The sequence below is a fragment of the Reichenbachiella sp. genome, assembly GCF_039944555.1.
Taxonomy (GTDB): Bacteria; Bacteroidota; Bacteroidia; order Cytophagales; family Cyclobacteriaceae; genus Reichenbachiella.
The window spans coordinates 606,091-631,510 of record NZ_JBDUYN010000006.1; the positions used below are offsets into that span (position 1 = coordinate 606,091).

Annotated in this window: 19 protein-coding genes; 3 read left to right on the forward strand and 16 right to left on the reverse strand. The window is 39.6% G+C overall.

Going from position 1 to position 25,420, the window contains the following annotated elements; all coding sequences use genetic code 11:
• Nucleotides 1-33 precede the first annotated feature (33 nt).
• Genes ABJD64_RS07080 through ABJD64_RS07100 form a run of 5 tightly spaced genes read right to left on the reverse strand, consistent with a single transcriptional unit; the run spans nt 34 to nt 10,451 of the window.
• On the reverse strand, nt 34-1,362 hold the full coding sequence (locus tag ABJD64_RS07080; RefSeq protein WP_348179972.1) for a hypothetical protein: 1,329 nt from the start codon (nt 1,360-1,362) through the stop codon (nt 34-36).
• A complete protein-coding gene (locus tag ABJD64_RS07085; protein ID WP_348179973.1) occupies nt 1,355-2,500 on the reverse strand; it encodes a porin family protein in 1,146 nt (381 codons plus the stop codon). Before ABJD64_RS07085 ends, ABJD64_RS07080 begins: the two co-directional genes overlap by 8 nt.
• Nucleotides 2,497-5,679: a High-affnity carbon uptake protein Hat/HatR gene (locus ABJD64_RS07090; protein WP_348179975.1), complete on the reverse strand. Its 3,183-nt coding sequence runs from the start codon at nt 5,677-5,679 to the stop codon at nt 2,497-2,499. Before ABJD64_RS07090 ends, ABJD64_RS07085 begins: the two co-directional genes overlap by 4 nt.
• Nucleotides 5,679-7,175, reverse strand: a complete 1,497-nt coding sequence (locus ABJD64_RS07095; protein WP_348179977.1) for a hypothetical protein — start codon at nt 7,173-7,175, stop codon at nt 5,679-5,681. Before ABJD64_RS07095 ends, ABJD64_RS07090 begins: the two co-directional genes overlap by 1 nt.
• A 24-nt stretch (nt 7,176-7,199) precedes the next feature.
• A complete protein-coding gene (locus tag ABJD64_RS07100; RefSeq protein WP_348179979.1) occupies nt 7,200-10,451 on the reverse strand; it encodes a HEAT repeat domain-containing protein in 3,252 nt (1,083 codons plus the stop codon).
• 420 nt (nt 10,452-10,871) lie between these two features.
• Here ABJD64_RS07100 and pckA point away from each other — a divergent pair, with 420 nt between their 5' ends.
• The gene (pckA, locus tag ABJD64_RS07105; protein ID WP_348179981.1) at nt 10,872-12,491 is read left to right on the forward strand and encodes a phosphoenolpyruvate carboxykinase (ATP); all 1,620 of its coding nucleotides are present in this window, start codon (nt 10,872-10,874) and stop codon (nt 12,489-12,491) included.
• Nucleotides 12,492-12,548: 57 nt separating this feature from the next.
• Here pckA and ABJD64_RS07110 read toward each other — a convergent pair whose 3' ends face one another.
• The 4 genes from ABJD64_RS07110 to ABJD64_RS07125 all read right to left on the reverse strand — a co-directional run bounded on the left by ABJD64_RS07110 (nt 12,549) and on the right by ABJD64_RS07125 (nt 17,235).
• A complete protein-coding gene (locus tag ABJD64_RS07110; protein WP_348179983.1) occupies nt 12,549-14,048 on the reverse strand; it encodes a nucleoside transporter C-terminal domain-containing protein in 1,500 nt (499 codons plus the stop codon).
• Nucleotides 14,049-14,125: 77 nt separating this feature from the next.
• Nucleotides 14,126-15,112, reverse strand: coding sequence for a FecR domain-containing protein (locus tag ABJD64_RS07115; RefSeq protein WP_348179985.1), 987 nt, complete (start codon nt 15,110-15,112; stop codon nt 14,126-14,128).
• Between the two features lie 75 nt (nt 15,113-15,187).
• Nucleotides 15,188-16,618, reverse strand: a complete 1,431-nt coding sequence (locus ABJD64_RS07120; protein ID WP_348179987.1) for a carboxypeptidase-like regulatory domain-containing protein — start codon at nt 16,616-16,618, stop codon at nt 15,188-15,190.
• 17 nt (nt 16,619-16,635) lie between these two features.
• Nucleotides 16,636-17,235, reverse strand: coding sequence for an RNA polymerase sigma-70 factor (locus ABJD64_RS07125; RefSeq protein ID WP_348194976.1), 600 nt, complete (start codon nt 17,233-17,235; stop codon nt 16,636-16,638).
• A gap of 98 nt (nt 17,236-17,333) precedes the next feature.
• Between ABJD64_RS07125 and ABJD64_RS07130 the strand changes: the two genes are divergently transcribed.
• Nucleotides 17,334-18,398, forward strand: coding sequence for an AMP-binding protein (locus ABJD64_RS07130; protein WP_348179991.1), 1,065 nt, complete (start codon nt 17,334-17,336; stop codon nt 18,396-18,398).
• Here the strand turns inward: ABJD64_RS07130 and ABJD64_RS07135 are convergent.
• From ABJD64_RS07135 to ABJD64_RS07165, 7 genes are all read right to left on the reverse strand, one after another.
• Entirely contained in the window at nt 18,390-19,151 is a 762-nt protein-coding gene (locus tag ABJD64_RS07135) for a type III pantothenate kinase (protein ID WP_348179992.1), read from the reverse strand. The two genes, ABJD64_RS07130 and ABJD64_RS07135, sit on opposite strands and share 9 nt — an antisense overlap.
• Nucleotides 19,148-20,317, reverse strand: a complete 1,170-nt coding sequence (locus ABJD64_RS07140) for a zinc-binding dehydrogenase (protein ID WP_348179993.1) — start codon at nt 20,315-20,317, stop codon at nt 19,148-19,150. Before ABJD64_RS07140 ends, ABJD64_RS07135 begins: the two co-directional genes overlap by 4 nt.
• Before the next feature lie 81 nt (nt 20,318-20,398).
• Nucleotides 20,399-21,271: a DUF5777 family beta-barrel protein gene (locus tag ABJD64_RS07145; protein ID WP_348179994.1), complete on the reverse strand. Its 873-nt coding sequence runs from the start codon at nt 21,269-21,271 to the stop codon at nt 20,399-20,401.
• 10 nt (nt 21,272-21,281) lie between these two features.
• The gene (locus ABJD64_RS07150) at nt 21,282-21,821 is read right to left on the reverse strand and encodes a YceI family protein (RefSeq protein ID WP_348179996.1); all 540 of its coding nucleotides are present in this window, start codon (nt 21,819-21,821) and stop codon (nt 21,282-21,284) included.
• Between the two features lie 16 nt (nt 21,822-21,837).
• Nucleotides 21,838-22,611 carry a hypothetical protein gene (locus tag ABJD64_RS07155; protein ID WP_348179997.1) on the reverse strand — a complete coding sequence of 258 codons (774 nt, stop codon included), beginning with the start codon at nt 22,609-22,611 and terminating at the stop codon, nt 21,838-21,840.
• A 69-nt stretch (nt 22,612-22,680) separates the two neighbouring features.
• Nucleotides 22,681-23,931: a DUF819 family protein gene (locus tag ABJD64_RS07160; RefSeq protein ID WP_348179998.1), complete on the reverse strand. Its 1,251-nt coding sequence runs from the start codon at nt 23,929-23,931 to the stop codon at nt 22,681-22,683.
• Nucleotides 23,928-24,584, reverse strand: a complete 657-nt coding sequence (locus tag ABJD64_RS07165) for a CoA pyrophosphatase (protein ID WP_348180000.1) — start codon at nt 24,582-24,584, stop codon at nt 23,928-23,930. The genes ABJD64_RS07160 and ABJD64_RS07165 overlap by 4 nt, the downstream gene beginning before the upstream one ends.
• Before the next feature lie 92 nt (nt 24,585-24,676).
• Between ABJD64_RS07165 and ABJD64_RS07170 the strand changes: the two genes are divergently transcribed.
• A complete protein-coding gene (locus tag ABJD64_RS07170; protein WP_348180002.1) occupies nt 24,677-25,390 on the forward strand; it encodes a hypothetical protein in 714 nt (237 codons plus the stop codon).
• The last annotated feature ends 30 nt before the right edge of the window (nt 25,391-25,420 follow it).

Here is a 25,420-nt window from a genome sequence, read left to right on the forward strand (position 1 = left end):
ACTAATAAAGAAAATCTTTGAGTGTCTATATTTTTAGTTTCTAAAAAACTCCCCATTCCGGTTTGTTTTCATTAACGACATCATTGTTGCACTTCCTCCGAAATGCACAGTAGCTCCAATAATCATAGTCCCATCTGCTCTTCGGATTATGGCATTGCCCGCATCACTCTGCACGCTACCATATTCTTGCACATCTCCTTCGTATACTTCTCCAATACTATTTGTTGGTATGAGTACAACTTCGTTCTCTCTGGGGTCATCTGCTGCATCACTAAAGGAATTAACGGTTCCAATAATAAAGAAATCTCCGCTTGATGTTTGTGCCAAATCTGCACCTTGTGTATTCCACCTAGAACCTGATTCATCTACCGGATAGGATAATTCTCTAATTTGAGATGTTCCTAAATTTGAAGATACTCTAAGCAAAAAAGCAAACTGAGAGCTACCGGTTCCTGTAGTACCTGCAATTGCAATTCCCGGATTGGTATAGATCATGTTAAATGGTTCATCGTTATTGGCTGAACCATATTCAGTCTGATTGTTTTCATTTCCACTTGTAAAATCAAATTCCTCTACAAGTACGTCAACTCCACCATTGCCTACACCCGAGGTTGTGGTAATGGCTCCCATATAGTAGTAACGACCGTTAGCCTCAAGCAAACTACGACCAAAATCATCATTAGCAAAACCTTTGACTCGTTCCCATTCAATGGTCTGAAAATCTGTCGAAATCTTCATCAATAGAATACTATTATCAGTGAGCGATGGATCATTAGAACCTGCCTCAACTGAACCGAGTACAAGCAATTGCCCCCCAACTTCAAGGATGTCTGCTCCAGTTGTTCCTCTAAAACCGGGTACATACGTTGGGTCAGTGGAATTTCTTTGATCGTAGTATCTGTAGATTAGGGTATCTACGGCTGTGAAGCCGGTAGCTGATAGTGTCAAATTAAGCAAAAACATATGATCAATTTGAACTTTTTCCAGATTGTCATCTCCCCTGTCAAATGAAGATGTACCCACAATGTACAATGCCTGATTGACGTCATCATAATACATCTTAGAGGGAATGTCTGTGGTGCCAATGGTATCATTATCTATTATTCCTTCCCAAATCCGATTACCTGCAGAGTCCGTCCGAACCAAATAAAAATCTGTATTATCAACATCTGTTCTTGAGCCTAGAAGCAAAAATCCATCGCTGAGCTCTAGTAAATCTATAGTTTCCTCTTGAGACTCTGAGCCATAATATTTTATGAATACCTCGGAGGTATCCAGGCTGTTTGAGTCTTCATTGGCACAGCCAAAAAGCCATATTGTAGCCAAAAAACCGAGAATAGGTACGTAAAATTTTCTATTCATCTAATTTATTTTTCTTCTTTTTACCAGACAGTTTCTCCAGCTTTTTACCGGAATATTTTTTAGGCTTGTAGATTGACTTGATATACCCAAAAGACAAGCTTAAATTATTCAAAATCTTATCATCGTCTACATGAGCCATATCAAAGAGCAGTTTTTCATTATTATATCTATATCTACTCCTTACAGTATTTGATCCTCCCATATTGTATCTTGCTTCCACTAAGATAAAGTCAGTTTTATTTTTGAACTTAACACCTAATCCTGCAAAATATGACCAATTGACTTTTTTACGCATGTTATCGTCTAGCAGTGATAAGCTTGGCAATTGCCTGGTGGAGGTACCAAGCCTACTTCCGCTAATTGTACTATTCAATAGATAGTCGAGAGATAAGCCGAGTGTCGCATAGGGGATTGTATTACCCATGGGATAACCATACCTCGCAATAAGAGGCACTTTGGCTTGATTTTGTGTTTCTGTTAGTGAGACAGCAAAACTAATTGCATCCGGATAGACATCGCCAAGAGAGGTAACATTGTTGTAGCTCAAGTCATATTTACTAACCGCAAAACCAAAACCGGCTAATACTTCTAAATTATCAACAATCGTGTATTCGAAAGTTAACTCTGCTTGAAAACCCAAACCAGCTTTGAACTCCTTGGATACCTCTCCCTCATTCGAATAAGAGCCAAATTCCCCTATTGACTTGACAAAAGTCTGATTGACACCAACCTTACCCCCAATTCTAAAAATTGGTTCAGATCGGTATTTGTCAAATAAATATTTAAGCTCTATTGGATCATCTGGACTCAAAGGGTGTTCGGGATCAGCATTGAGAAGATCGATGACAGCTTCTTCCGCCTCCGGGCCATTGTCATTAAATAAATGTACTAATGCCATTAATCTATATGCCCTAATCTTTTCTTCCTTTGAAAACCCTCCTTTGTTGAAACATCTTCCTTTATCACTATTTAATAGCTTAGGTATGCCACTCAAATTTCCTGCATCAAACATATCCTCTGCTTGATTAAGCTTTTGAGTACAATTGAGCTGACGTTGTTGGGCACAAAGATCGTCATTCACCCAGAAAATCAAAATCCCAAAAAATAATACTGTCGATGTTACTCTCTTCATCATCATTGGTTATCCTCACGTTGTGGTTTGCCTTCACAAGTTTCTTCATATTCAATATCCTCCCCTACATAGGCATTCCATGAATTTTGGCTCATATTATGGGCTAGTTTTGGATCATCACAAATTTCCTGCGCCATTTCATCAGGGTAGGTAGGCCAGTACCGGATAATTCCGTCACCAGCACCAGTCATAAGTGTTTGTCCATCAGGTGAAAATGCTGCTGACCACACCCATTTTTTACTACCTGCTCCGGTGCCGTGATCATCGAGAACGATTGGTAAATCATTAAGGAATTCCATTACCCATATTCTGGCCGTGCCGTCAAAACTGGTGGATGCCAATAGCGTATTATCCATACTAAACTCAAGATCAGTTACTTTAGCATCGTGTCCAGTGAGTCTTCTAATCTGCTTGCCTTCTTCTAAATCCCAAAGAATTACATCACCTTCCTCATCACCAATCGCTATAATTTTACCATCGTGACTAAAAGAGATGGCATGGACCGGTGCTCCGTCTTTGATGTACAAGGACTTTTCTTCGTTTTCATTTTCCAAATCCCAAAGATAAACACTTCCAGATTCACTACCACCTGCTAAGAATCTTCCATCTGGGCTCAGTGCTAACGCCTTAACACGTGAAGCTACCCTAGCAATTTCGGAGTTGTTGTTAAAGTCATTCTTGCGAATCACCTTATCTCCAGATGAAGAAATAAAGCCTTGCTCATCCTTGAGGAAAACCAAATCAAATACAGTTCCCGAATGACCTGTTAACTCCTTCGGGTCATTACCTTTACTTTGAACATTATAAAGCAAAATTCGATCGTCATCAGTACCTACTGCAACCCACTTCTCTTCAGGGCTTAAATCGACTACTCTATTTACGAAGTCATTATCAAGAAGAACCTTGCTGTTTTTACGAGAATTGGTCATGTCCCACAAAAGTAATTTTCCATCACTTCCTGCAGAGAACATACTCTTACCATCTTTCGTGAATCGTACAGAACGAACCGCATTACCGGCTACATGTCCCTTATAATGGTTGAATATCGCCGTAGTGTCAGTGAACAGCAATTGTCTGTAGGCATAGTACACCCCAGAATAGACATCTGCATTGAACTGTTTCACACCATATTCCTTGTCAAACTTCCATGCCTGCCTCGCAATCAAGGCTTTCTGCTCTACATCATCATCGATTCCTTTGGACTTGATGGCCATTGAATTCGCAATAGCTTGATAACGAAGCGCCAATGCTGCTAATCTCTGCCGCTCGGCTCGTTCAGCATTTTCCTGAGCCTCTGCTTGTGCTATTCTTGCCTGCTCAGCGTTAGCCTCTGCTTTTTTCTGGTTTTCTTGAGCCAAAGCCTGTGCCTCTAATGCAAGTTTTTGTTGTGCTCTTGCGTCTGCTTCTGCTTTTCTTGCATTGTCGGCTTCTACCTGAGCCAGTTTTTCTGCTTCACGAGCCTTCCTTGCTTCTATTCGGGCAAGAGCCGCTGCTTCTGCTGCTTTGGCTTCTTCCTCTTTCGCCCTAGCCTCATTTTCTTCAGCTCGCTTTAGGTTTTGTTCTGCAAGCAGTGTTTGCTTTACTGCCTCTCCTGCTTTAATATTTGCATAAACCACAAAGAAAATACAGATCAGCATAGCAAAACCAAGAACCATCGCTACTATTCTTGATCTTTGAAGCGCTCTTTTTTGTAAAAGTTCCTTGTTTCTTTGTTCAGTTTCATAGGCCTTTTTACTGGTTTCAAGAAACACCATTGTCCTTTCAAAGGCAGGGTCGTATCGTTGCCCCCAAACCAGCGTGGGTTTATTTTCTTCCTGCCAGTTTAGAGCGAGCTGCAAATCAGGCATTTTCCACAACCCAGCTCTACCTAGCTGAAATCTTTCTGCAGATTCAGCCAACTTTAAGTACATTTCCGCGGAACGTGATTCCTCATCCAACCAGGACTTGAGCCTTGTCCATATCCTCATCAAACTTTCGTGAGAAATATCAATTACCGTATCTGAATCCAGTTTAATACCATGTGGCGGCATAAGCAAGGTTCTACCAGGTTCTCGAAATTTATCAACCACCCGAGTCACTTCCTCTTCGTTCACACCTGAGATGGCAGCTATAGTAGCAAGCTTCGTTGGTCGTCTAATTCCGGAAGTCTCAGTCCCTCTTTCCGTAAGGGCCTTAAACATGGATTCACAAATCTGCTGCTCTCTTTTTGAAAGGGAATCAAAAGCTTCATTCGCATGTTGAGAAAGGGCCTCCCTAAGTGTACCAATAGCATTATAATGCTTAAGGTCCATTGGCTCGCCTTCTTTTTTATATTCTTTCCAAAACTGCCATGTACGCATCAATGCGTGTTGCAGAATTGGCAATTGATCCGGATTGTCTCCAACATCGTTTAGTAATTGCTGAGTCAAACGTGGTGCAATTTTACCTCCACCAACAGCTACTGGCCCTTCAATTGCTAACCGCTTCTGGTCCCTGGTCATTTGTGGGATCAGGTAATGGCTATCGTTGATCATTTGTGTCAAGTCCGGAAATGCCGCACAATCTCCAATAAAGTCGGACCTCATTGTCAAAGCCACATAAATGGGCGCATCATACTGATGGACGGCTTCAAGCAGCAAATTGACAAATGCAGATGATTCATCCAAGTCAGAAGACAAGGTCTCCAATTTCTTATATCTAAATAGCTCTTCAAACTGATCGACTAAGACCAATACGTTTTCCTGATCAGAGCTCTTAAGTTGCTTCACTGCTTCGATTAGTCCAAGCGAACTACTTCGAAGTACTGTCGAGGTAATAGTTTTTCGAATTAATCGTTCTTCATCATCCAACTCGTTGTAAACCTGATCTTTGCTCAACAAGGCTTCCGCCAAATTGTCGACGGGACCTCCACCTGGACGTGTTACTACAATACGCCAGTTGGAACCTGCCTGAGTCATGAACCCTCCATAAAGTGTGGGAATTAGGCCACAGTACATCAAGGAAGATTTCCCACTACCAGAGGCGCCAAGAATACCAACAAATTTGTTCTCAGAGAGCTTCATTAATACCTCATCACTTTGGCCTTCACGGCCAAAGAATAAGTGGCTTTCTTCTATTCCAAATGGCCTTAGCCCAGGAAATGGATCAACAAACTGAGTAATATCAGCCTGCTGCTCTTGTCCGGTTTGTAATTCTTTTTCGCTCATTAGTCTTGTAGTTTAGCTAAAAAGGGTTCAATTTTCTGCGGTGCAAATGCTCCATCTCCTAATACCATTGTACCAGAATTATTCACCAAATTGTTCACCTTATCATTATCCTCAGTAAAAATTGCCGTGGCTTTCATCGGTTTGGTTCTACCAAAGCCCGGAGCTTTTAATAAGTCTTGCATTTTAGTTCTGATCCATTCCGGAGATGATTTTCCAAAATAGATTAATGAAGCATCACATCTTCTCAAATTCTCTTGATGCAAATATCGTAAATCCATGAGATCACCTTCAAACATGGAGGTGACCACACTGAATCCCTTGTCTTTTAAGCAATCCATCACAGGTTTGACTGCATCTCGATCTTGCTGATCACAAATCAAATAGATCAAATTTCCATCTTCCGGTAGCTGCTCATCTATTTCAATTTCTTTAGCCTTGAATCGTCCTCCTGTTACCAGTTCCTCTCGAATAATAGATTTTAGTTCCTGGAGTGGTATTTGCAATACTTCCGCCTCATCCAACGAAGCTGCGTCACTTTTCAAATCTTCGATAAATATTTTTTGTCTTTCGCTTACATTTTTCAAATCGGGAGAAAGCCATATTAATCGACTAAATTTTTCAGTTCCTCCTTTCTTCACATTGTAGTCATGTATATCATGTGTATGCTTAGAAGCAATTTGATTTTGAATGTCCACAACCGAGAGCTCGGATCCGGAAGGCTTGTAACCATAATCTTCGCCGATGAGATGAATTGATAAGCAACAACGATCTAAATCCTGCTTTATAATTGGTTCTAGCGCATGAACGTCTTTTGGCAATGATTGATCCGGTAATACTCTATATCCGTGACGAATAAGTTCACGTTTTACGGTGTCTCTTTGTATAATCATGTCAACACCAGAATTTGCCAGATAAATGGTCTTATCCTTACCTACCTCTTTTTCTTCTTTTTTCTTGGTTCCGAGTTCTACCAGTTTTGTTTGAATTTGGTAAATATCGTATGACATATCTACCATTTTCATCCAATAGCTTCTTTCAGCCTCATTACCAAAAAACCTCTTAAATTCTTGTGGTTCTCCTGTCAACGGATCAATATGAAAGAAATCGTAAGATAGAATATCGGAATACTCAGGTAAGAACTCATCCACGTCCAGTGGAAATTTAATAACCTTGAATAACCTTGATAGTCCTACCATTGAGAGCGTTCCACTTTCCTTTGATGTACTCGCAAATAGGTTTACACCATTAGTTAAGGTAGGGTTATTTAAAAAATCCTTTGAAAGAATAGCAACCAAAACTCCACTTGAAGCATACAAATCCACATGACTGTCATTTTCTGAAACCATTTTAATTTTTGGCTTCTCCCCTGACACTTGTTCAAGTAAGGTGGACAGAAACTTATAAAAGTTAGTTACCCAACCTTTGCTTGAACCACCTCCAATTGGTTGATCATCTGCTGTATGATAGGCAAGCAATATTTCCTGTTCAATATTCATTCGCTCAATTTTTAAGTAGCTGGTTTAGTGAAATATCGATTCTATTTCTTCTTCAATTTCTGCTTCGTTGACAATTGTCAATATCCCATCCACCATCTCAATATTTCTTGACACTGCGTCATATAACTCTGCTTTGTCAATAGTCAAAAGCAAACATTCAGTGACAGTAGTCAAAGAATATGGACATACATCAGAAGCAAGTATTAATTTATGACCTATTATATCTTTTTCAGAAAGTTCTTTTGTATCTCCATTTTCGTAAGATACAGTCAATTTTCCCTTAATCACTATATAGACTGGTGCATCTCCTGAATCACCTTGTTCCATTATAGCAACATTAGGTTCCACCATTATTTCTTCAAATCGCTTAGCCAGATCTAACAGGATAATACCAGGTATATCCATAAAAGACGGGATTTGCTTCAATAAAACAGCCCTCTCAACGACCAGAAGCTTTGTATGAAATTTTTCTTCGCTGGATTTGAAAACTGGTGGAACTATGGCTTTGTCTAACTTTTTCTTTACGGAACTCTTAAGTCTTTTAGTGTGGTATTGATATTGTTCTGAATCTAACTTATAAATAACAGCTGCCGCGGTCTGTACCAAGGTACTGTCTGGATTAAATAAATTTGCAACCAAATCATCACTAACCTTGTGACCTCTTATTTGGGTCAATTTGTACATGGCCAGACACTTAGTCCATTTATTAATATTGTTATAGTCGCGATTTACTATCTGCAACAACAAATCGGCATAATCTTCGAAGCTTTCAGGCGGATAAAAATCATGCAATTTGTCAAGCTTTTCTTTCGGATCGTCATCATCGAGAACAGCTGTAAGTTTTGGACGAAGTATCTCGTCCACAAATATGCCTAACATCTCTATACCGAACGAAACACTGTCTGTAGTACCAACTTCAATGTTATCTCGTACTAGCTTGATACTCTGTGAATCGTAAATCATAGCTAGTAGCATAAACAGATGCTCGTAGTTCTTCTTATTCTCTTCTTCGAAGGCCTTTATAATGAGTCTATCAAAAAAATCGTCCCTAGGTATTTCCAGGAGCGCCTTTATATTCCAGGTTAAGTCACTGATGGTACTTTCAATAGCCAATTTTATTCTGGCGGCTTGAAAATCTTTTGCTTCAAATCCGATATAACTGAGAGACAGAAGTAATTCGGAAATTATATTCTTATCAGGAAAATCTATTTTCTTCCATAGCATTTCGGTGGCCTGTCGACCTCCTACTTTTCCAAATATCTGCATGATACGAATCATGGCGTCCAATTCCTGGCCTGTTTTATAGAATGCTGAATCAATAGCGTGAAACATCGTTTCACCCGATGAAATTAAGGCTGAATCTGCGACGTTACTGTAGCTAGGAATATGAAGATTTTCTATCAGAATAGACCAGAATTCAGGTCTTTTCAGCTTTCCAGAACTTACCATGGCAGCTCGTCTCACAGTAGGATTGATATCTCGGAGAAGTTCTACAAGAAATGGTACAAATTTGTCATCATCGAGCTTGGCCAATACACGTGCTGCATATATTCTATCACGTATGTCTGTGGAGCGAACTAACTTCTTAATTCCCGTTTCTGTTAGCTCATAATCAACCATTTCTTTTAAAAGCTTGATGGTTTCAATTCCAATTCTCTTGACCTCATCATCATCTTCTTTCCTTATTTCCCTGGCAAGAATTTCTAATGTATTAAAGCTCCTCATTTCCCCGAGTCGCCTGTAGGCATAAATTCTAATGTGCTTGTATTCAGACCTAATAAAATCCAATAATGAATAATCAAGCATGATGGGTTCCATGCGCTCCAGAAGTTTCAGCGCATTCATGATTCTTTCTGGGTCTCGTTTGCGCAGTTCTGTTTTCAATACATTGACAGTATTATGATCATTTCGAGTGCCAGAGCCTTTCAATTTGGACTTTTGATCCTCCAAAGTCTTTTTTAGTTCAATCTTATATTCAGTAAAGAGTTTGCCGGCATAAAATATTATCAGTGCAGCCAATACCATAATAAAATAGGCATAGTGTATCAGCTTAAAGAAAGTCAATGTACCCAAAGCTATTTGAAGTGCACCAGCAGCTAACACTGCTATTTCATTCACAACACCTTCAATTCTTGACTGGATATCAAATCTAATCTTAACATCAAATGGTAGGAAGAACAGTTTGAATGCTGGGTTTTCAAGAGCGTCCTTAAGTGAGGACGTAAACACCTTACCTACTACAAGGAAAATAAAAAAGAATAGGAAGTCATCTGTTTTTATATCATATACAAAGAGGTGTCCAGAAAAAATCGCCCCTAAGGTAAAAAGTGCCAGAATGAGAGGCATTACCATGAGTGATACCCTTAGTCCATATTTACCTATTATGATATCATTTATGAAACTCTGAATGATAAAGCTAAGTACCATTACAGTACCATTGGTAAACGATAAGAACGTTCTCAACTCCTTCTCATCAGGGTACATGATCTCGGTTGCCGAATAATATACAAAGTTTGCAAACACGGCAGACGCCATTGAAAAGACCATAAAAATACATAGCATTCTCAGATACTTGTCCTTAAACAAGTCCAAATATGTAATTTTCCTGACCTTAGCGTCAGATGGTCTTATTTTGGTTGCTGAATCAAGATTAAAATCCTTAACAATTAGAATTGAAAAAATCAAAATGCCGAAAGCTGCCATCGTTGACAACAGCAATAAATCATGTGTCTCGTCAATCATTCCGATTGCGGACAATACCGGAATTGAAAAGAAGGCAATCATGGTAGCAACAAGTTGACCGGTATCAATCCCTCCGATGATTCTTTTGGCTTGCTTCAAATCCCAAATTCGACCAAAAACACCCCAGAAAGCAAGGACAGTAATAGAGATCACAGGACCCATCATCACAAAAAGTGCAAAGGGTAAATAGTGAAATCCCAAATGGTCTGTCCTATAATCAGTATACCAAAAAGCTCCTCGAATACCCGCAATAAACAAAAAGACCAAGAAGGCAATTGTTAGCAACAGAGTTGAGAAGTTGATCTTCTTTTGGAACTGAACATAAAGACCGGCACTCAATATTCCCATCACCCCAGACAGGAAAATGGCTCTAGCCAAGTAGTGTTCTCCAACCGTTGATAGAAATAGAGTCTCGGCACCTACTGTATAGGTAGCTATCAATACACCCATGAAAAAACCCTGGCCTAATAAAAGAAGCATTGGTTTTTCCTCGCCGGGTTCGCCTCCAAGAAACGCTAGAAATGACTGTAGCAAAGTTCCGAGTTTGTTTAAGTGTTATATAATCTTTTAATATAAATTTTATTCTATCCTATTCCAAGAAAAATTAGACTTTTCCAAGAATTGCATAGCGTAAAATATAACTTTTTAAAGTTTTAATAGGACACTCCATTCATCCTCTAAAAACTCAACCTTGATCCTGAGCTACTAAATTAAAAACCAAACATAAATAAAATAAACCGTACTATCCAAGACTAAATGAAGAGAACAACTAAAAGAAATCTCCTATATCATAGGTATTTCTACCTACCCTAAGATACATTCAATTTTTCCCTCCAATTGTCCTATTTTAAATTTGCACTATCCCTCGTTTAAATATCTTTTGCAAATCATTTTTTAGCACCCATAAATCAGTTAATTTCGCGCCAAGATAGTATAACCCAAAACCGTTTAAATATGCATCAATATGGATTGATACCGACTGCAAATGGTATCGAAACTTCAGGCATCAAAAAAGCCAAAAGCATACACTGGAATCTAACACCTGCTGAACTAGTAGAGGAGGCCATTAAAAATAATGAAGGTAGAATTACAGATACAGGTGCCTTAATGTGTGATACTGGTAAATTCACCGGTCGCTCTCCTAAAGATCGTTTCATTGTGGAAGATGACAAAACCAGAGACACCGTATGGTGGGGGAATGTCAATATTCCAATCTCTGAGGATCAATTTGATCGGCTTCATCAAAAAATGGTTGCCTTTCTTGAAGATAAAGATCTTTATGTACGAGATGCATACGCCGGAGCCGATAAGACCTATAGACTAAACCTGAGAGTAATTAATACCCTGGCTTGGCAAAATCTGTTCTGTAACAACATGTTCCTAAGACCGGAGCAATACAAACTGAAAGAATTTGACCCTAACTTCACAATTATTTGCGCCCCCGAATTCGAAGCTGACCCTGAAGTAGATGGTACTAGACAAAGTAACTTTGCGATCATTAATCTCACTAAGAGAATGATTTTGATCGGAGGAACGGCTTACGCAGGAGAAATGAAGAAAGGGATATTCTCAGTTCTTAATTATATCCTTCCTCAAGAAAGAGGTGTTCTCTCTATGCACTGTTCTGCCAATATTGGCAAAAAGCACCACGATACTTCCATATTTTTTGGCCTATCCGGTACTGGCAAGACAACCTTATCTGCAGACCCAAACAGAGGTTTGATCGGCGATGACGAACATGGTTGGACAGAAGATAACGTATTCAATTTTGAAGGAGGTTGTTATGCAAAAGTTATTGATCTTACGAGAGAAAAAGAGCCAGAAATATTTGATGCAATAAAATTTGGTGCAATTGTAGAAAATACCAGGTTTCAGGAACAAAGTACAACTGTTGATTACTCCAACGTATCAGTAACTGAAAATACCAGAACCGCATACCCGATTAACCACATATCGAATGCAGTAGTGCCCTCTATTGGCGGGATACCTAAGAATATTTTCTTCCTGACATGCGATGCCTTTGGTGTTATCCCGCCTGTTTCCAAAATGACAAAAGGGCAGGCTATGTACCACTTCATCTCTGGATATACGGCAAAGGTAGCTGGAACAGAGGCTGGAATTACTGAACCTCAAACAGCTTTTAGTGCTTGTTTTGGAGCTCCATTTTTACCACTTCACCCAACCAAATATGCAGAAATGCTCGGCGAAAAAATGGAGAAGTATGATGTCAACGTATGGCTAATTAATACCGGGTGGACGGGTGGACCTTACGGTGTAGGATCTAGAATGAAATTGAAATACACAAGAGCCATGATTACTGCTGCACTTAATGGCACGTTAGATAACGTTGGTTTTAGAACACACTCTATTTTTGGAGTACAAATCCCATTGACTTGTCCCGAGGTTCCCTCCGAAGTGCTTAGCCCACGAGAAACTTGGAAAAACGACCAAGGGTATTATAAAAAAGCCAATGACTTGGCCAGACAATTTGTTGAAAATTTCAAAAAGTATAGAGACTTTGCCAATGAAGAAATCATGTCCGGTGAGCCGGTACCAAATTCAAAGTACGAATAATAAATAGTTGAAAAGCTACTTTTTAGCCCTCTCAGATAGAGGGCTTTTTTACCTAAACTATACTAGCATTCCTACGACTGTAGCCGAAAGCAAAGAAGCCAATGTACCTCCTAATAGCGCTCTTAAACCGAGCTGTGATAGTAAAACTCTTTGAGAGGGGGCAAGGCCCCCAATCCCTCCGATCTGAATGCCTATGGACGCGAAATTCGCAAAGCCACAAAGCATATAGGTAGACATTATAATTGATCTCGAACTGACAAAAGCACCTTCACTTTTTAAGCTGGCGAGACTCTCATAGCCAACGAATTCACTGGCGATCAATTTTTCTCCTAATAGCCTGCCTACTAGGGTAACATCTTCTGAAGCAACACCTATAAGCCACATAATCGGTGCAAATGTGTAACCAAGAATAAACTCGAAACTCAGCCCTGAATAATTTCCATTTGTAGCAGAAGTAATCAATTCATTTAACCCTAACAAAGACCCTAACTCACCTAAACCAAAGTTAATCATAGCCAGAAAAGCAAAAAATACCAATAACATAGCGCCTATATTCAGTGCTAGTTTCAACCCTTCTGTAGTACCATTAGACATGGCATCCAACAAATTACTTCCAACATTTAAATTACTCACCGCAACATGCTGATTGATATCTTGTGTTTGAGGAATTAGAACTTTTGAAATCACTACGGCACCAGGAGCGGCCATAATTGACGCAGCAAGTAAGTGTTTTGCAAAAATTAGTCGCTGTACAGGATCATCACCACCGAGAAAGCCAATATATGCAGCAAGGACTCCTCCGGCTACCGTGGCCATGCCACCCGTCATTACGAGCAACATTTCCGATTTATTCATTTGATCCAAATATGCCTTGATCATTAGAGGAGCTTCAGTCTGTCCCAGAAATATATTGCCGGCTACGCTTAAACTCTCAGCTCCACTCAATTTCATTGCCTTAGTCATCAACCAAGCCAATGCATAAACCACTTTCTGAATGATACCCAAATAGAACAGAACACTTGTAATCGCAGAAAAGAAAATTACTGTCGGAAGTATCTGCAAAGCAAATACAAACCCATACGAATCGATATCCATAAACCCTCTGAATAAAAATTCGCTGCCGATTTTTGTAAAATCCAGAATCTTAGTAAATATTTTTCCAACTACTTCAAAAAGACCACGTACAAGCGGAATATGAAGTATAGAGAGGGCCAAACCAAGCTGTATTGCTAACCCGATACCAACTACCTTCCACGAAATTGCTTTTCTATCAGAGCTGAATACCCATGCAATGAAAATGAGTACAAACATACCCAATACACCCCTAGCCACCGTCCAAATACTTGACCCTTGATTCTCATCGCCTTCCAAGGTGAGCAAATTGGCCCTTACATTGGATTTGAGTTGATTTTCCTGAAGAGAGTCGACCGATCCAGTATTGTCATATGCAACTGAATCTATGACTTGAACAGAAGAATCAATTGAGGAAGAATTTTGGGCAACTAGCCCGAAACCCAAAATGGTGAACAGAAATATTAATCCAAATATTTTTTTCATTATAGGCATAAAAAAATTCCAGTCGAAATGACTGGAATTGCAATATAATAATTTCTATGGCTTGCTGAATACTTTATTTAGGGAACCACAATGCACCCTTCTCCAGATAGATAAAATTCTTTGCTTCCGGATTTTGTTAGTTCCAAGTTGAAGGTACGACTTACAATTTCCAGAACAGAGTCCATAGGTTGATTGTCAAATTTCGCAGACATTTGACAATTGTATATCTTCTCATCAGAAACAATAATATTCACACCATATACATCTCCAAGAACATCTAAAACTGTTCTCAAATCTTCATTGTTAAATTCGATAAGCTTAGTCTTCCAGGCTAAATAATTATAGTTTGCTATTGTTGACTTTTCGAATACCATAGCATCCGCATCTAATCGGCCTACTTCTCCTGCTACCAATTCCACAGTTTTAGCCTTTTTGGTCACCTTTTTACTTACGGCTACCCGTCCAGTCTTCACAACCACCTCAGTACTTGAATTAACCCCAGCGGTATTAACTAAAAATGACGTCCCTAAGACTTCTATTTTAGACTGATCAGTATTAACAATAAAGGGACGGTTTTCATCTCTGCTGATATCAAAAAATGCTTTACCTTTCAAGGTTACGTTTCTTGAATCTCCGCTAAAATCATTATCATAGGTAAGTACAGAGTTCTCGCTCAACGTTACTACGGAACCATCGGGAAGGGCTATTATCTCCAGGTTATCAACTGCTTCGATGGCCAACTGCTCTGGAGTACTATCGTATTGTTTGCTTCCAAAAAATGCGAGTCCTATACCTAATACAGCTATCGCGGCATATTTAAAGTATGTTCCAAAACCAGATCTACTAATAGTTTCCTTCCTTCCATCGTTGGCCTCAATTCTATTCATAATAGAACTTAATGCAGCCTTAGAATCGACTTCAGGCAAATTACTAAACTTCCATGCCTGATGGTATTCTAGAAACTCAGAAGCATTCTCATCGCACTCACTTCTCCACACATCAATTTTTCGGACTTCTTCAGGAGGAAGGTTTCCGGAAAAATATTTTACTAACTGCTCTTCCATATTTACGGTTTATATCGCTTTATTAACAAGTCATCCAAATACAACCCCTATAACAAGCAATGACAAATTTATACATCATGGCGAATATTCAAAAGGCATATACTCTGCAACTCTCTCCCAGGACCAGTAACCGTATGTTGTAACAGCCAATGGTTCGTTAAAAAAGCCCTTTGAGTTAATTGTGACCACTGGTAAATTTAATTTGATAAATGACATTTGGCCGACATTTCTATTGATTCCTACCAGAGAATTATTAAACGCTGCTGCATCTTGATTCGCCATTTGCAACTGATCGAAAACATAGGCCGAGCTCTCATATTCCTTGGTATAAATTACTAACAGATATTTAGTAAACTTTAGTGTATTGTCGAAGGCAAATTGTTCTCTGTCAGCGTGCAGTTTAGCTGGCAATTCAAAATATGAATTATTAATCGAACTTGGCAACTCGTTTACCTCGTCTATGACAAATCCTTCTTTCTTCAATTTGCCATTGGTTAGTGATCTCAAAAAATGAGTCATTGAGCCTTGATAACTCTTCTGACGGTTTCGAATGATTCGCTTTCTTTCAGCATTATTATTGACTGGAAGTTCTTCAAAGTTGGAAATCCCCAATAACCGTGTTACTGTTGGTGTGTGCTCGAATAATTCGAGAATATAATTAATCCTATATCCCAACGCGAGGTTTTCTATTATCAATGGTTCATCAGCTGTGGCTTTAAGTTCTCCACTGTTTCTATCGTATTCAATATTGAGTACTTCTGGATTCAGAATACTACACTTCCCTGCATTTTGTGTATTTCCAAAAAACTCTTCCTCAAAAACTTTAAATCCCTTATGCCAATTTTTCTGAGTCTCACTATTGGCAACTACTTCAACGTCTTGCAGTTGGGTGATTTTTGGTTCTAGCTTGATAGGAATGTGAACGAATTGCTGATCGCCTTCTACAGTAACTAAAGTATGTGCCAGGTTATAGACAATGTGAGAAAACACAATCTCATACTTTCCAGGGCTAAGTCCTTTTAGCTCAAAATTTCCATTAATGTCTGTCGAACTTCCTTTTAGTGTACCTGCTACATAGACATTAATTCCCGGAATTGGCTCATTGGTTTCTACATCTCTTACGTTTCCCCTAACATTTACTGTCTCGAAAAAGTATTGGGCCTTTGAAGAAGCCTTACTTTTGAAAAGTATAATTTGTCCATTGATAATAGTATACTCCACTCCGGTTCCTAATAATAACTGGTGTAGAACCGCTTCCAAATTGGCTTCCTCGTAGGCTATCGTAAATCTTTGGCGCTCGTCAATAATGTCGGAACTGTATGAGAAAAAAACATTCGTTTTGTAACTAATATAATTTAGTGCACTGTCGATGGTCACCTCACGCAAGTCAATTTGAAGTTTTTTACTCAGCACCCTTTTTTGAGCATTGCACTCAGTAGATGAGATCATAAGACCAACCGCCAAAGGCAGCACACAGCTCAACATATATGCCAGGCGCTTGATCATACTATTTTTGGGTGTAACTATCGTCTAAATTCTTTCAGGCTTTCTCGCAGTACACGCAATGCCTTTCCCATCTGTACCTCTATGGTCTTAATGGAAAGCCCCATGTGATCGGCTATTTCCTGATACTTTAATCCTTCAAATCTACTGAGTTTAAATATTTTTTGGCACTGTGGAGGCAATTCATCTATGGCTTTGTAAATTTCAGCCTGTACGTTTCTATCTTCATCGGCTTGGTATTTAATTTCTTCTGCATGATCCATTTGCTCGATAATATGCTGTCGATAAGAATCACGGACCTTTAGATGTTTAAGGTGATTCAGACAAGTATTGTGCACAGATCTGTACAGGTAGGATTTAAGAGATGAGTCCTCAGCAATTGTATCGCACTTTTCCCAAAACTTCACAAATACATCCTGTACGATCTCCTCAGCCTCCTCGTACTCGTCTAAGAACCTAAAAGCATAATTACAAAGTGCTTTATAGTATTCATTAAAAACAATTTCGAAGGCCGCCTTTTCTTTATTTATTATCCTCTGGACGAGTAAATTGACCTGATTATCTAACATTCTATATTTTTCCCAAACTCGATAAGCCTTTAGCTTACATTGCAATTTCAAACATAATACATTCTGATCTGATATAAAATTATCAAGTTTGGTAATGGTTTTTTTTTGATATTTGAAGAATATAATTCAAGTACTAATACTTCCTAAAGATGAAAATAGTTTTCGAAGGTTCCGAATATCAGTTAAGTAACCTAAGTGAGCTTCAAAAAGTCTATCCGGAAAGTTCGAGGCTCATTCGCTTCATCTTGGATTGGCAGAACAAAAGTAACTCCTTTCAATTACTAACTTCCGGCTCTACCGGATCCCCCAAAATTATTGATGTCGATCGCAAACAAATAGTTGCAAGTGTAGAGGCAACTTCTCAATATTTATCTCTAAAAAGCAATCTCCAGGTTTTATCATCGCTCGATCCTAATTTTATTGCCGCCGTGATGATGGTGGCCAGATGTCTGATCCTAGACATGAACCTAATATTGGAGAGGCCCACAGCTAACCCTTTAAAGGGTATTAGTTCTCAAATAGATTTTGCTTCTTTCGTTCCGATCCAGATTTATAAAATGATTGATGAAGGGAATATCGACAGGTTAAGTGAAATTAACAATGTACTCATCGGTGGAGCACCACTTTCTCAATCGGCATTCGAAAGACTGACAAGTCTTGATACTAACATCTATGTGACCTACGGCATGACAGAAACGCTCAGCCATATTGCTCTAATGCGAATAAAAGGTAATTTCACAGAGGCTCGCTTTGAGGTGCTACCCGGGGTCAGCATCGATTCCAACGCAGATAAATGTCTGAATGTAAAGGGAAAAGTAACCAACAACCAATGGGTTCAAACAAACGATATTGTTGAGATTTTTAGCGAGAATCAGTTTAGATGGTTAGGAAGAGCAGATCATGTGATCAATTCAGGAGGGGTGAAAATCCATCCTGAACAACTGGAAATGACGATTACGAGTAAACTTCAACTTAAAACGAATTATTTGATAAGTTGGATAAAAGACGAAGTTCTTGGGTCAACGTGCTGTTTAATCACAGAAGGAGAACCTCTTTCAATTGATGGATTTGAGAGAGTACAAAAGGTAGTTGAGCAATCATTTTCGAAGTATCACATTCCAAAATTCATGCTTACAGTTAAAGAATTTATCAAAACTGATTCAGGCAAAATTCGAAGAGAGGAAACCAGACTACAGGCACTAAACTCAATTTAACCGCGATAAGATTACCCTTAATCCATTCAAGGTTAAATTCACTTCCACATCATCGAACAAGTCGTGCAGTGGCTCAAAAATAAAGGATAACCCCCCTGTAGCAATCACTTTAGGGCTAGTACCCATCTCCAATTCTATCTGAGCCACCATATGTCTAACGAGCCCAACATAGCCCTGCATAATCCCTGATTGCATAGACTCGACCGTATTGTTTCCAATTGCTTTTTTAGGGATTTCCAAGGGAATTTCGGGTAAACGAGCTGTATTAGATGATAATGATTTCATTGCAGTCTTTACACCAGGCGAAATGGCCACTCCTAAGACCTTCCCCTGATCATCCACGCTTGTAAACGTCAATGCGGTTCCAAAATCTACCACAATGGCCGATTGTTTATATAAATCGAAAGCTCCAACAGCATTGGCAGCCAGGTCTGAACCTAATTCATAAGGATTGATGCTTCCCAGTGACAGTTTGGATAAAAGCTCACCATCTACCATCACGATGTTTCCATCGTATAATTGTTCGAATACCGACTGAATCACTGTGGTAAGGTCTGGTACCACACTGCTTAAAATAACACCAGAAACACCCTCTAAGTCAACCTCCTCCTCCAAAAAAAAAGCGCGAAGTCGTTTTTCATATTCTGCAGGTGCCATTTCAAGATTGCTCGCTACACGAAACAAATGCCTCCACTTGCTATCATAAAAACCAACCACCACGTCAGTGTTCCCGATATCTATGGCTATGATCATACTTTTGTCTTTACTACTACTTTCCCGGTCGATTTACCACTTTGAAACAATTTTATTGCCTGGTGCATTTCTTCAAATTCAAATACCTGACCTACCATTGGTTTGCCCAGGTCTAGCTCGCTCATTTCTTTCAGAATATCGTCCATCACGTCTACTTTTTCGTAGAGCCAGATCAAATTGAATCCCATAACTGATCGATTCTCCTGAATCATCTGCTGTGGATCTATTTTTGGTCTTGTCAGAAATTTCCACAACAATTTGATAAAGTTAGGCCGAGAACCTGGAGAAGCAAATTGGGATGCACCAACAACAACCATTCGCCCTTGAGGCGCGAGTAGATTATACCCTGCCTTAAATATTTCACCACCAATTGTTTCCACGATCAGATTCAAATCTCTTCCATCGAGTTGTTTTTCGAGATCTGCTCCAAATTGCTTGCTACGAATGATTTTGCCATCAAATCCCTCTGTTTCCAGCACACTCATTTTCTTACTATTGCCAATGGTGCCGATGGTATAGGCATCATAGCACTTGGCAATGCGATTAGCCATGATACCTACTCCTCCTGCCCCACTATGAATTAGAACAGTATGGTTTTTTTGTAATCCTCCAAGTGAAACCAGGGCATAGTATGCGGTCATTCCCTGCACTAAATAGGCCGCGCCTTCTTCATAAGACCAATCATCGCCCAACGGTACAATATGCCTATCGTCGATATTCAAATGGTTAGCATATCCACCAAAACGGGTCACTCCCATCACGCGGTCTCCTGCTTTGTATTTGGTAACCTCCTCGCCTACTTTGGTTATAATGCCAGAGAATTCTAATCCAGGCACAAAACTGCCTTTAGGCGTGGCACTGTATAATCCATGAACGGCAAAGATATCTGCAAAATTGAGCCCGATGGCATGCACTTCCACCTGGACTTCATTGGCCTCAGGTTCTTGCAATGATTCAGTAACTAATTTGAGATTTGAAGTAGAACCAACTTTGTCAATTCTATATGCCTGTCTTTCCATTTGTTTGTTTCTCGATTTTGGTTTCCAAAGATTGGGAAATTGTTCGAGTGTCAAAGTAGAAAACAACCTTTTATTTATTTCCGGGATAAAATAAACAGGGCAATAAACAATCCCCACAGCAAGCTGACAGGGTATTAACTTTTGCATTGGCTCATATCTTCGATCCAAGGATCGGGAAAAAAACCCAATGGGCTATCGCCCTGCGATTAAAATCATTAGCGATTGGTTTTATTTATTGGGTGACAAATCAAAAACCCTCGATATATTAAACCCAATATGAATATCGCCATCCCCCCAGTTGCCTGTCGTTTCAGAAACAAATCCCTGCTCTATCATAGATCGGGAATTAGTTATGTGAACCTGGAAGACATGACCACCTGTTTCTATATCGACACCGAATGATAGTGCGTCGTAAGTCCCAGTTGCTTTTTCGGTCAACTGCGGGAAATACTCTGCATTGATAGCAATCCTCTTCGTGATTTTATATCGACCGCCCACGCCAAATGCAATTATATCATTTGGATAGGCACTGGAGGGTACTAAGTTGCGGTGCACAAAAGTAGGCATCAGTTGAAGTGAGAAATTGGTGTTGAATTTACGAGAAACCAACGCCTGAAACGTATAATACAAGCGATCCCCAAATGGGTTATCAGCATTAGGGTTGCTAAATGCCCCAGACCCAGTTTTAATAGCAAGACTTGCAAAGGCTACCAAAGAAATAGGTACAGATTTAGTTCCGGTCTGCTGGGTCAATACCTTATATTTTATCATACCATCCACGATTTTCTGAAAAGAAGAGCGTCCTATCCCAATATTTAGTTTATCTGTTATACCATAGTCCAATCCGAGCCGAATCTGAGAGTCATCCAAGCCATAAAACTGTTCTATGCCCTCGTTTACTCTACCAAATCGGTGAGAAATCACAAAGTCCAGAATACCTGCAGACCGAGTTTCGGTGGTTTGTCCACTGATCAATCTGGTGCTTTTGAATGTTGATTCCACTGTCTGTGTCTTCTCATCATCATCGATCAAAGACATGAGATCCTCTTGGGCGAAGGAAGGGAATGCGAAAAGTAATAGGGCGGATAAAATGAATTTCATAATTGATAATCTATTTAACAAAAGGTTTGTATTCAAAATACACCGTTACCTCGACAGTATCAGCAATATTATAGAAGAGAGCTTTTGGTATTTTAATTTTATACTCAGCCAAAGCGATAGGAAAAACACCATCCACTATCAACCGATCTGTTTGGGTTATAAGCGTTGCGGGAATATCTACAGTCTTAGTTACACCATGAATGGTAAGTTCTCCCGATGCGATTATCTTCTCCTCACCTTTGAGCTCATCCCAATTTTTCACCTTACCGGTAAATGTTGATTTTGGGAATTTTTCAGACTCCATATAGTTTTCATTGAAATGCTCTTGCATTAATTTTTTTTTGAACTGAAACTGATTGCTGGGCACGGTAAAAGCGAAGGCGCCGCTTTCAAGATCAATCACACTCTTGGATTGTTCATTAATCGCTTCGATATCTTCTACCGGTGCACTTGAGTAAAACCTAATGCGACTTTGGTCACTTATAAATTTTTGAGCAAATGACGAAAAACATATGCTAATAAGAATAGGAAGTATGAATAGTCTTTTCATTGTTGGTGTCGTTCATTTAATTGTTTAGTCCTCCATCATCTACCCAGCACACAATCGCTTCGATTTCAGCATCTGTTATTGAACCATCCTTAGGCATGCTTTTGTTCAAAACCCTTGTTTTGATGGAAGATGCATTTGATTGCACATTGTTAAATATAGTCAAATCTACCCTGCCAGTACCGCTCACGTGGCAACCGGTGGTAGCACAACTCGCAATGATGATGGGTCTTACACTGGATTCATAGCTGATTCCAGACAAAACCCTAATACCTTTTACATTTACACAACCAGTAGCATCACTTACACTTAGACGATAGGTTCCAGCCTCCAGTCCGGTAAAGGTGCTGATATCGCCAAAAGCTCCATCATCAACTTTATAAGTATAGCTTCCATCCCCTCCCTGCGCGGTAATGGAAACACTTCCCTGGGCGGTGCCACATCCCGCTGAGGTTTTTTCTACTTCAAATGATACCGTATTCTCATCACCGGTCACTGAAACTTCCAAACTAATTTCACAACCATTGGCATCTTGAACCACCGCCAGGAATGGCCCCCCAAGAGGTACTCCATCGAATGTTGATAAATCCTGAAAAGGCGATCCATCGAATCGATACAAATAGGGACCTGCGCCGCCAATTGCATCCAGAATAATATTAGCTCCAGTATTACAATCAGCGTTAATATTTCCGGAAACTGTAAGTTCCAGATCAGACAACTCACAATCCACCTCCTGATTATCGCTACAGCCCATGGCGAAAAGCACCACCATTATCAAAATTCCAAATTTCATTACCTAATAACAATTAATATATGTAGATACACGTATCTACGAAAAAAAGTTCTTACCGGATTTTAGATATCAACCCCCTGACGCGATTTGCATCAAAAGTCCACAGATATATGCAGCATAAGTACCTAAAGTATACCCTAGTACTGCAAGTAATACCCCAACCGGGGCAAGAGAAGGGTGAAATGCTGCAGCCACTACAGGTGCTGACGCGGCACCTCCCACATTGGCCTGACTACCTACAGCCACAAAAAAGAAAGGAGCCTTAATGAGTTTGGCTACTCCAAGCAGCATAATCACATGCACCAACATCCAAATGATACCTACCAAAAACAGCCCTGGTGATTCAAAAATTGCCATTACGTCCATGTGCATGCCTATCGTTGCTATAATAACGTAAATAAAGGCGCTACCCACTCTGGTAGACCCTACACCTTCGAGATCTCTGTATTTTGTGAAGGACAGGCTCAAACCGATTGCTGTTGCTATTACAACTATCCAAAAGAAACCGCTAGTCAAACTATATGTTGCCAATCCCGGATAGTTCGTAGCAAGAAACGGGGCAATGATATCACTGAGTAAATGTGCCAGGCCAGTAGCTCCTGATCCAATAGCCAATATGACCATGAGATCTGTTAATGAAGGCATTTTGGCTATGCTCGCGCTATATTGCTCAATTCTTTTCTTTACATCATCTATAGCGGATGAGTCCGCATTAAACATTTTATCAACGACTTTGGACTTTCCGGCACCGATCAGTAAGACGGCCATCCAAACATTGGCAACCAAAATATCAACCGTGACCATTTTAGAGAAAATCAGGTCATTCACCTCAAAGACTTCTTTCATCGCTGCCTGGTTGGCGCTCCCTCCAATCCAACTGCCCGCCACGGTGGTCATACCTCTCCATACCTCACTTGCACTTGCTCCAATTACATCAGGAGCTATCCAGCCAATAACCAACAGCGCAATCGGGCCGCCGATAACAATTCCCAATGTTCCAGTGAGAAACATAATAATCGCCTTGGATCCCAACTTTTTAATTTCCTTAAAATCAGTGCTTAATGTCAACAACACTAACGCGGCCGGTAACATATATCTTGAAGCTACAAAATAGAGACTGGAGTTGTTGCCATCAATAATACCCAAGGAATTAAAGACTGATGGCAGAAAATAACAGACTAATACTGTTGGGAATATGCCGTAAAATTTCTTCCAAAATGGGTGTCCTGAAGCATTTGTTTTGAACACAAATCCTAATAAAACCATTAAAAGACCAAATACCACTGCATCATTAGTGATCATCGCTGAAGACTCATTCATTTCTGACTGTTTATATTGTTAATTATTTTTGCAAATTCGCTTAAAATCATAGCTGTAGCACCCCAAACTACCTTTTCCTGGATGTCGAAATAAGGTACATCCACATGGATTCCACTGTAGAAAGTCATTTGTTTTTGCTTTCTTTTGGTTTTATCATTTAAGACACTCAGATCGGCAATGACCAATTCTTCTACCTCCTTCTCTTGGAGTATAAATTCTGGAGTACACGAAAGTATTCCTACCACAGGTAATATGTTAAAATTGCTTGGAGGTACATATAGCTCTGAAAGTTCACCCAAAACCTCTATTTCATTCATAGCTACACCTATTTCTTCCCAGGTTTCACGAAGTGCAGTTTGAACCAGATGCTGATCTGCATCTTCATATTTCCCACCCGGCAGGGCTACTTGTCCACTATGAACACCAGGGTATTGCGGCCTGACGATTAGTGGAAATTTAACAATTCCGGTATCCTGGTAAAGAAGAATCATTACGGCACTTTGTCGAGCTTTTTTGGCACTTTCCCGATCGAACCGTTGCGAGACATCTGGCAAAGGAGCCATTTCCATCTGGGCGCTTTTACCTAGAGATTCTGCCTTGAGCGCTTCCCGTAATTCTTGCGTAAATGTCTTCCAGTGGTTACTATCAATCAATTTTCAGGTATTTATCCTATTCAAAAAAAATATGCGGACTAACAAACATATCAAGATAATTATTAACTTAGTTCTACATCATTAAAAACCTTATGAGTGAACTTCCCTCCTACATCAGTGGGGTTTTCCTGACAACCGCTGTTGCCACCTTTGGGTTTCTTTATTATGGCATAAAACTCGCCCAAGCGAGAAAAAATGATAATCATGCAATCATTGCATCCATCATCATAGTAGGTTGGTTATTTGCATTAATCACTCTGGCTTTAAATAGTTTCTTTTTGGTTTTTGATGCCATGCCTCCGAGATTAATTTTTGTACTATTACCACCTGTAATTGGCATCATCGTTGTGCTATCTGTAAAAAAATCACGTGACTATGTAGTTCGCATTCCAATTACGACACTAACCTATCTGCACATCGTTCGAGTGCCAGTAGAAATTGTCTTGTGGTGGTTGGCAGTCAATCAATTAGTTCCTTTTTTACTGACTTTTGAGGGTATCAATTATGATATTTTATCCGGTATAACCGCTCCTTTTGTAGCTATTTTCTTAGTTGGTTTGCGTAGTAAGAGGCGTATTGCTGCCATTCTTTGGAATTTTATCACACTTGGTTTATTAATCAATATAGTTGGGCACGCCATTCTGGCTGCACCTACACCAATTCAGCGTTTTGCTTTCGATCAACCTAACGTTGCGGTGTTTTACTTTCCATTTATTTTGCTCCCAGGTTTTATAGTGCCAGCCGTTCTTTTTTCTCATTTGGTCGGTTTGATCAAACTTTTTAATAAAGACCAGCAACTGATTTAACCCAATTTCAATATATCTGCTTAATTTGAT

Coding starts and splice junctions, on each gene's coding strand:
- ABJD64_RS07080 (WP_348179972.1), bottom strand. CDS start 1,362: ATGAATAGAAAATTTTACGTACCTATTCTCGGTTTTTTGGCTACAATA.
- ABJD64_RS07085 (WP_348179973.1), bottom strand. CDS start 2,500: ATGATGATGAAGAGAGTAACATCGACAGTATTATTTTTTGGGATTTTG.
- ABJD64_RS07090 (WP_348179975.1), bottom strand. CDS start 5,679: ATGAGCGAAAAAGAATTACAAACCGGACAAGAGCAGCAGGCTGATATT.
- ABJD64_RS07095 (WP_348179977.1), bottom strand. CDS start 7,175: ATGAATATTGAACAGGAAATATTGCTTGCCTATCATACAGCAGATGAT.
- pckA (WP_348179981.1), top strand. CDS start 10,872: ATGCATCAATATGGATTGATACCGACTGCAAATGGTATCGAAACTTCA.
- ABJD64_RS07110 (WP_348179983.1), bottom strand. CDS start 14,048: ATGAAAAAAATATTTGGATTAATATTTCTGTTCACCATTTTGGGTTTC.
- ABJD64_RS07115 (WP_348179985.1), bottom strand. CDS start 15,112: ATGGAAGAGCAGTTAGTAAAATATTTTTCCGGAAACCTTCCTCCTGAA.
- ABJD64_RS07120 (WP_348179987.1), bottom strand. CDS start 16,618: ATGATCAAGCGCCTGGCATATATGTTGAGCTGTGTGCTGCCTTTGGCG.
- ABJD64_RS07130 (WP_348179991.1), top strand. CDS start 17,334: ATGAAAATAGTTTTCGAAGGTTCCGAATATCAGTTAAGTAACCTAAGT.
- ABJD64_RS07135 (WP_348179992.1), bottom strand. CDS start 19,151: ATGATCATAGCCATAGATATCGGGAACACTGACGTGGTGGTTGGTTTT.
- ABJD64_RS07140 (WP_348179993.1), bottom strand. CDS start 20,317: ATGCAAAAGTTAATACCCTGTCAGCTTGCTGTGGGGATTGTTTATTGC.
- ABJD64_RS07145 (WP_348179994.1), bottom strand. CDS start 21,271: ATGAAATTCATTTTATCCGCCCTATTACTTTTCGCATTCCCTTCCTTC.
- ABJD64_RS07150 (WP_348179996.1), bottom strand. CDS start 21,821: ATGAAAAGACTATTCATACTTCCTATTCTTATTAGCATATGTTTTTCG.
- ABJD64_RS07155 (WP_348179997.1), bottom strand. CDS start 22,611: ATGAAATTTGGAATTTTGATAATGGTGGTGCTTTTCGCCATGGGCTGT.
- ABJD64_RS07160 (WP_348179998.1), bottom strand. CDS start 23,931: ATGAATGAGTCTTCAGCGATGATCACTAATGATGCAGTGGTATTTGGT.
- ABJD64_RS07170 (WP_348180002.1), top strand. CDS start 24,677: ATGAGTGAACTTCCCTCCTACATCAGTGGGGTTTTCCTGACAACCGCT.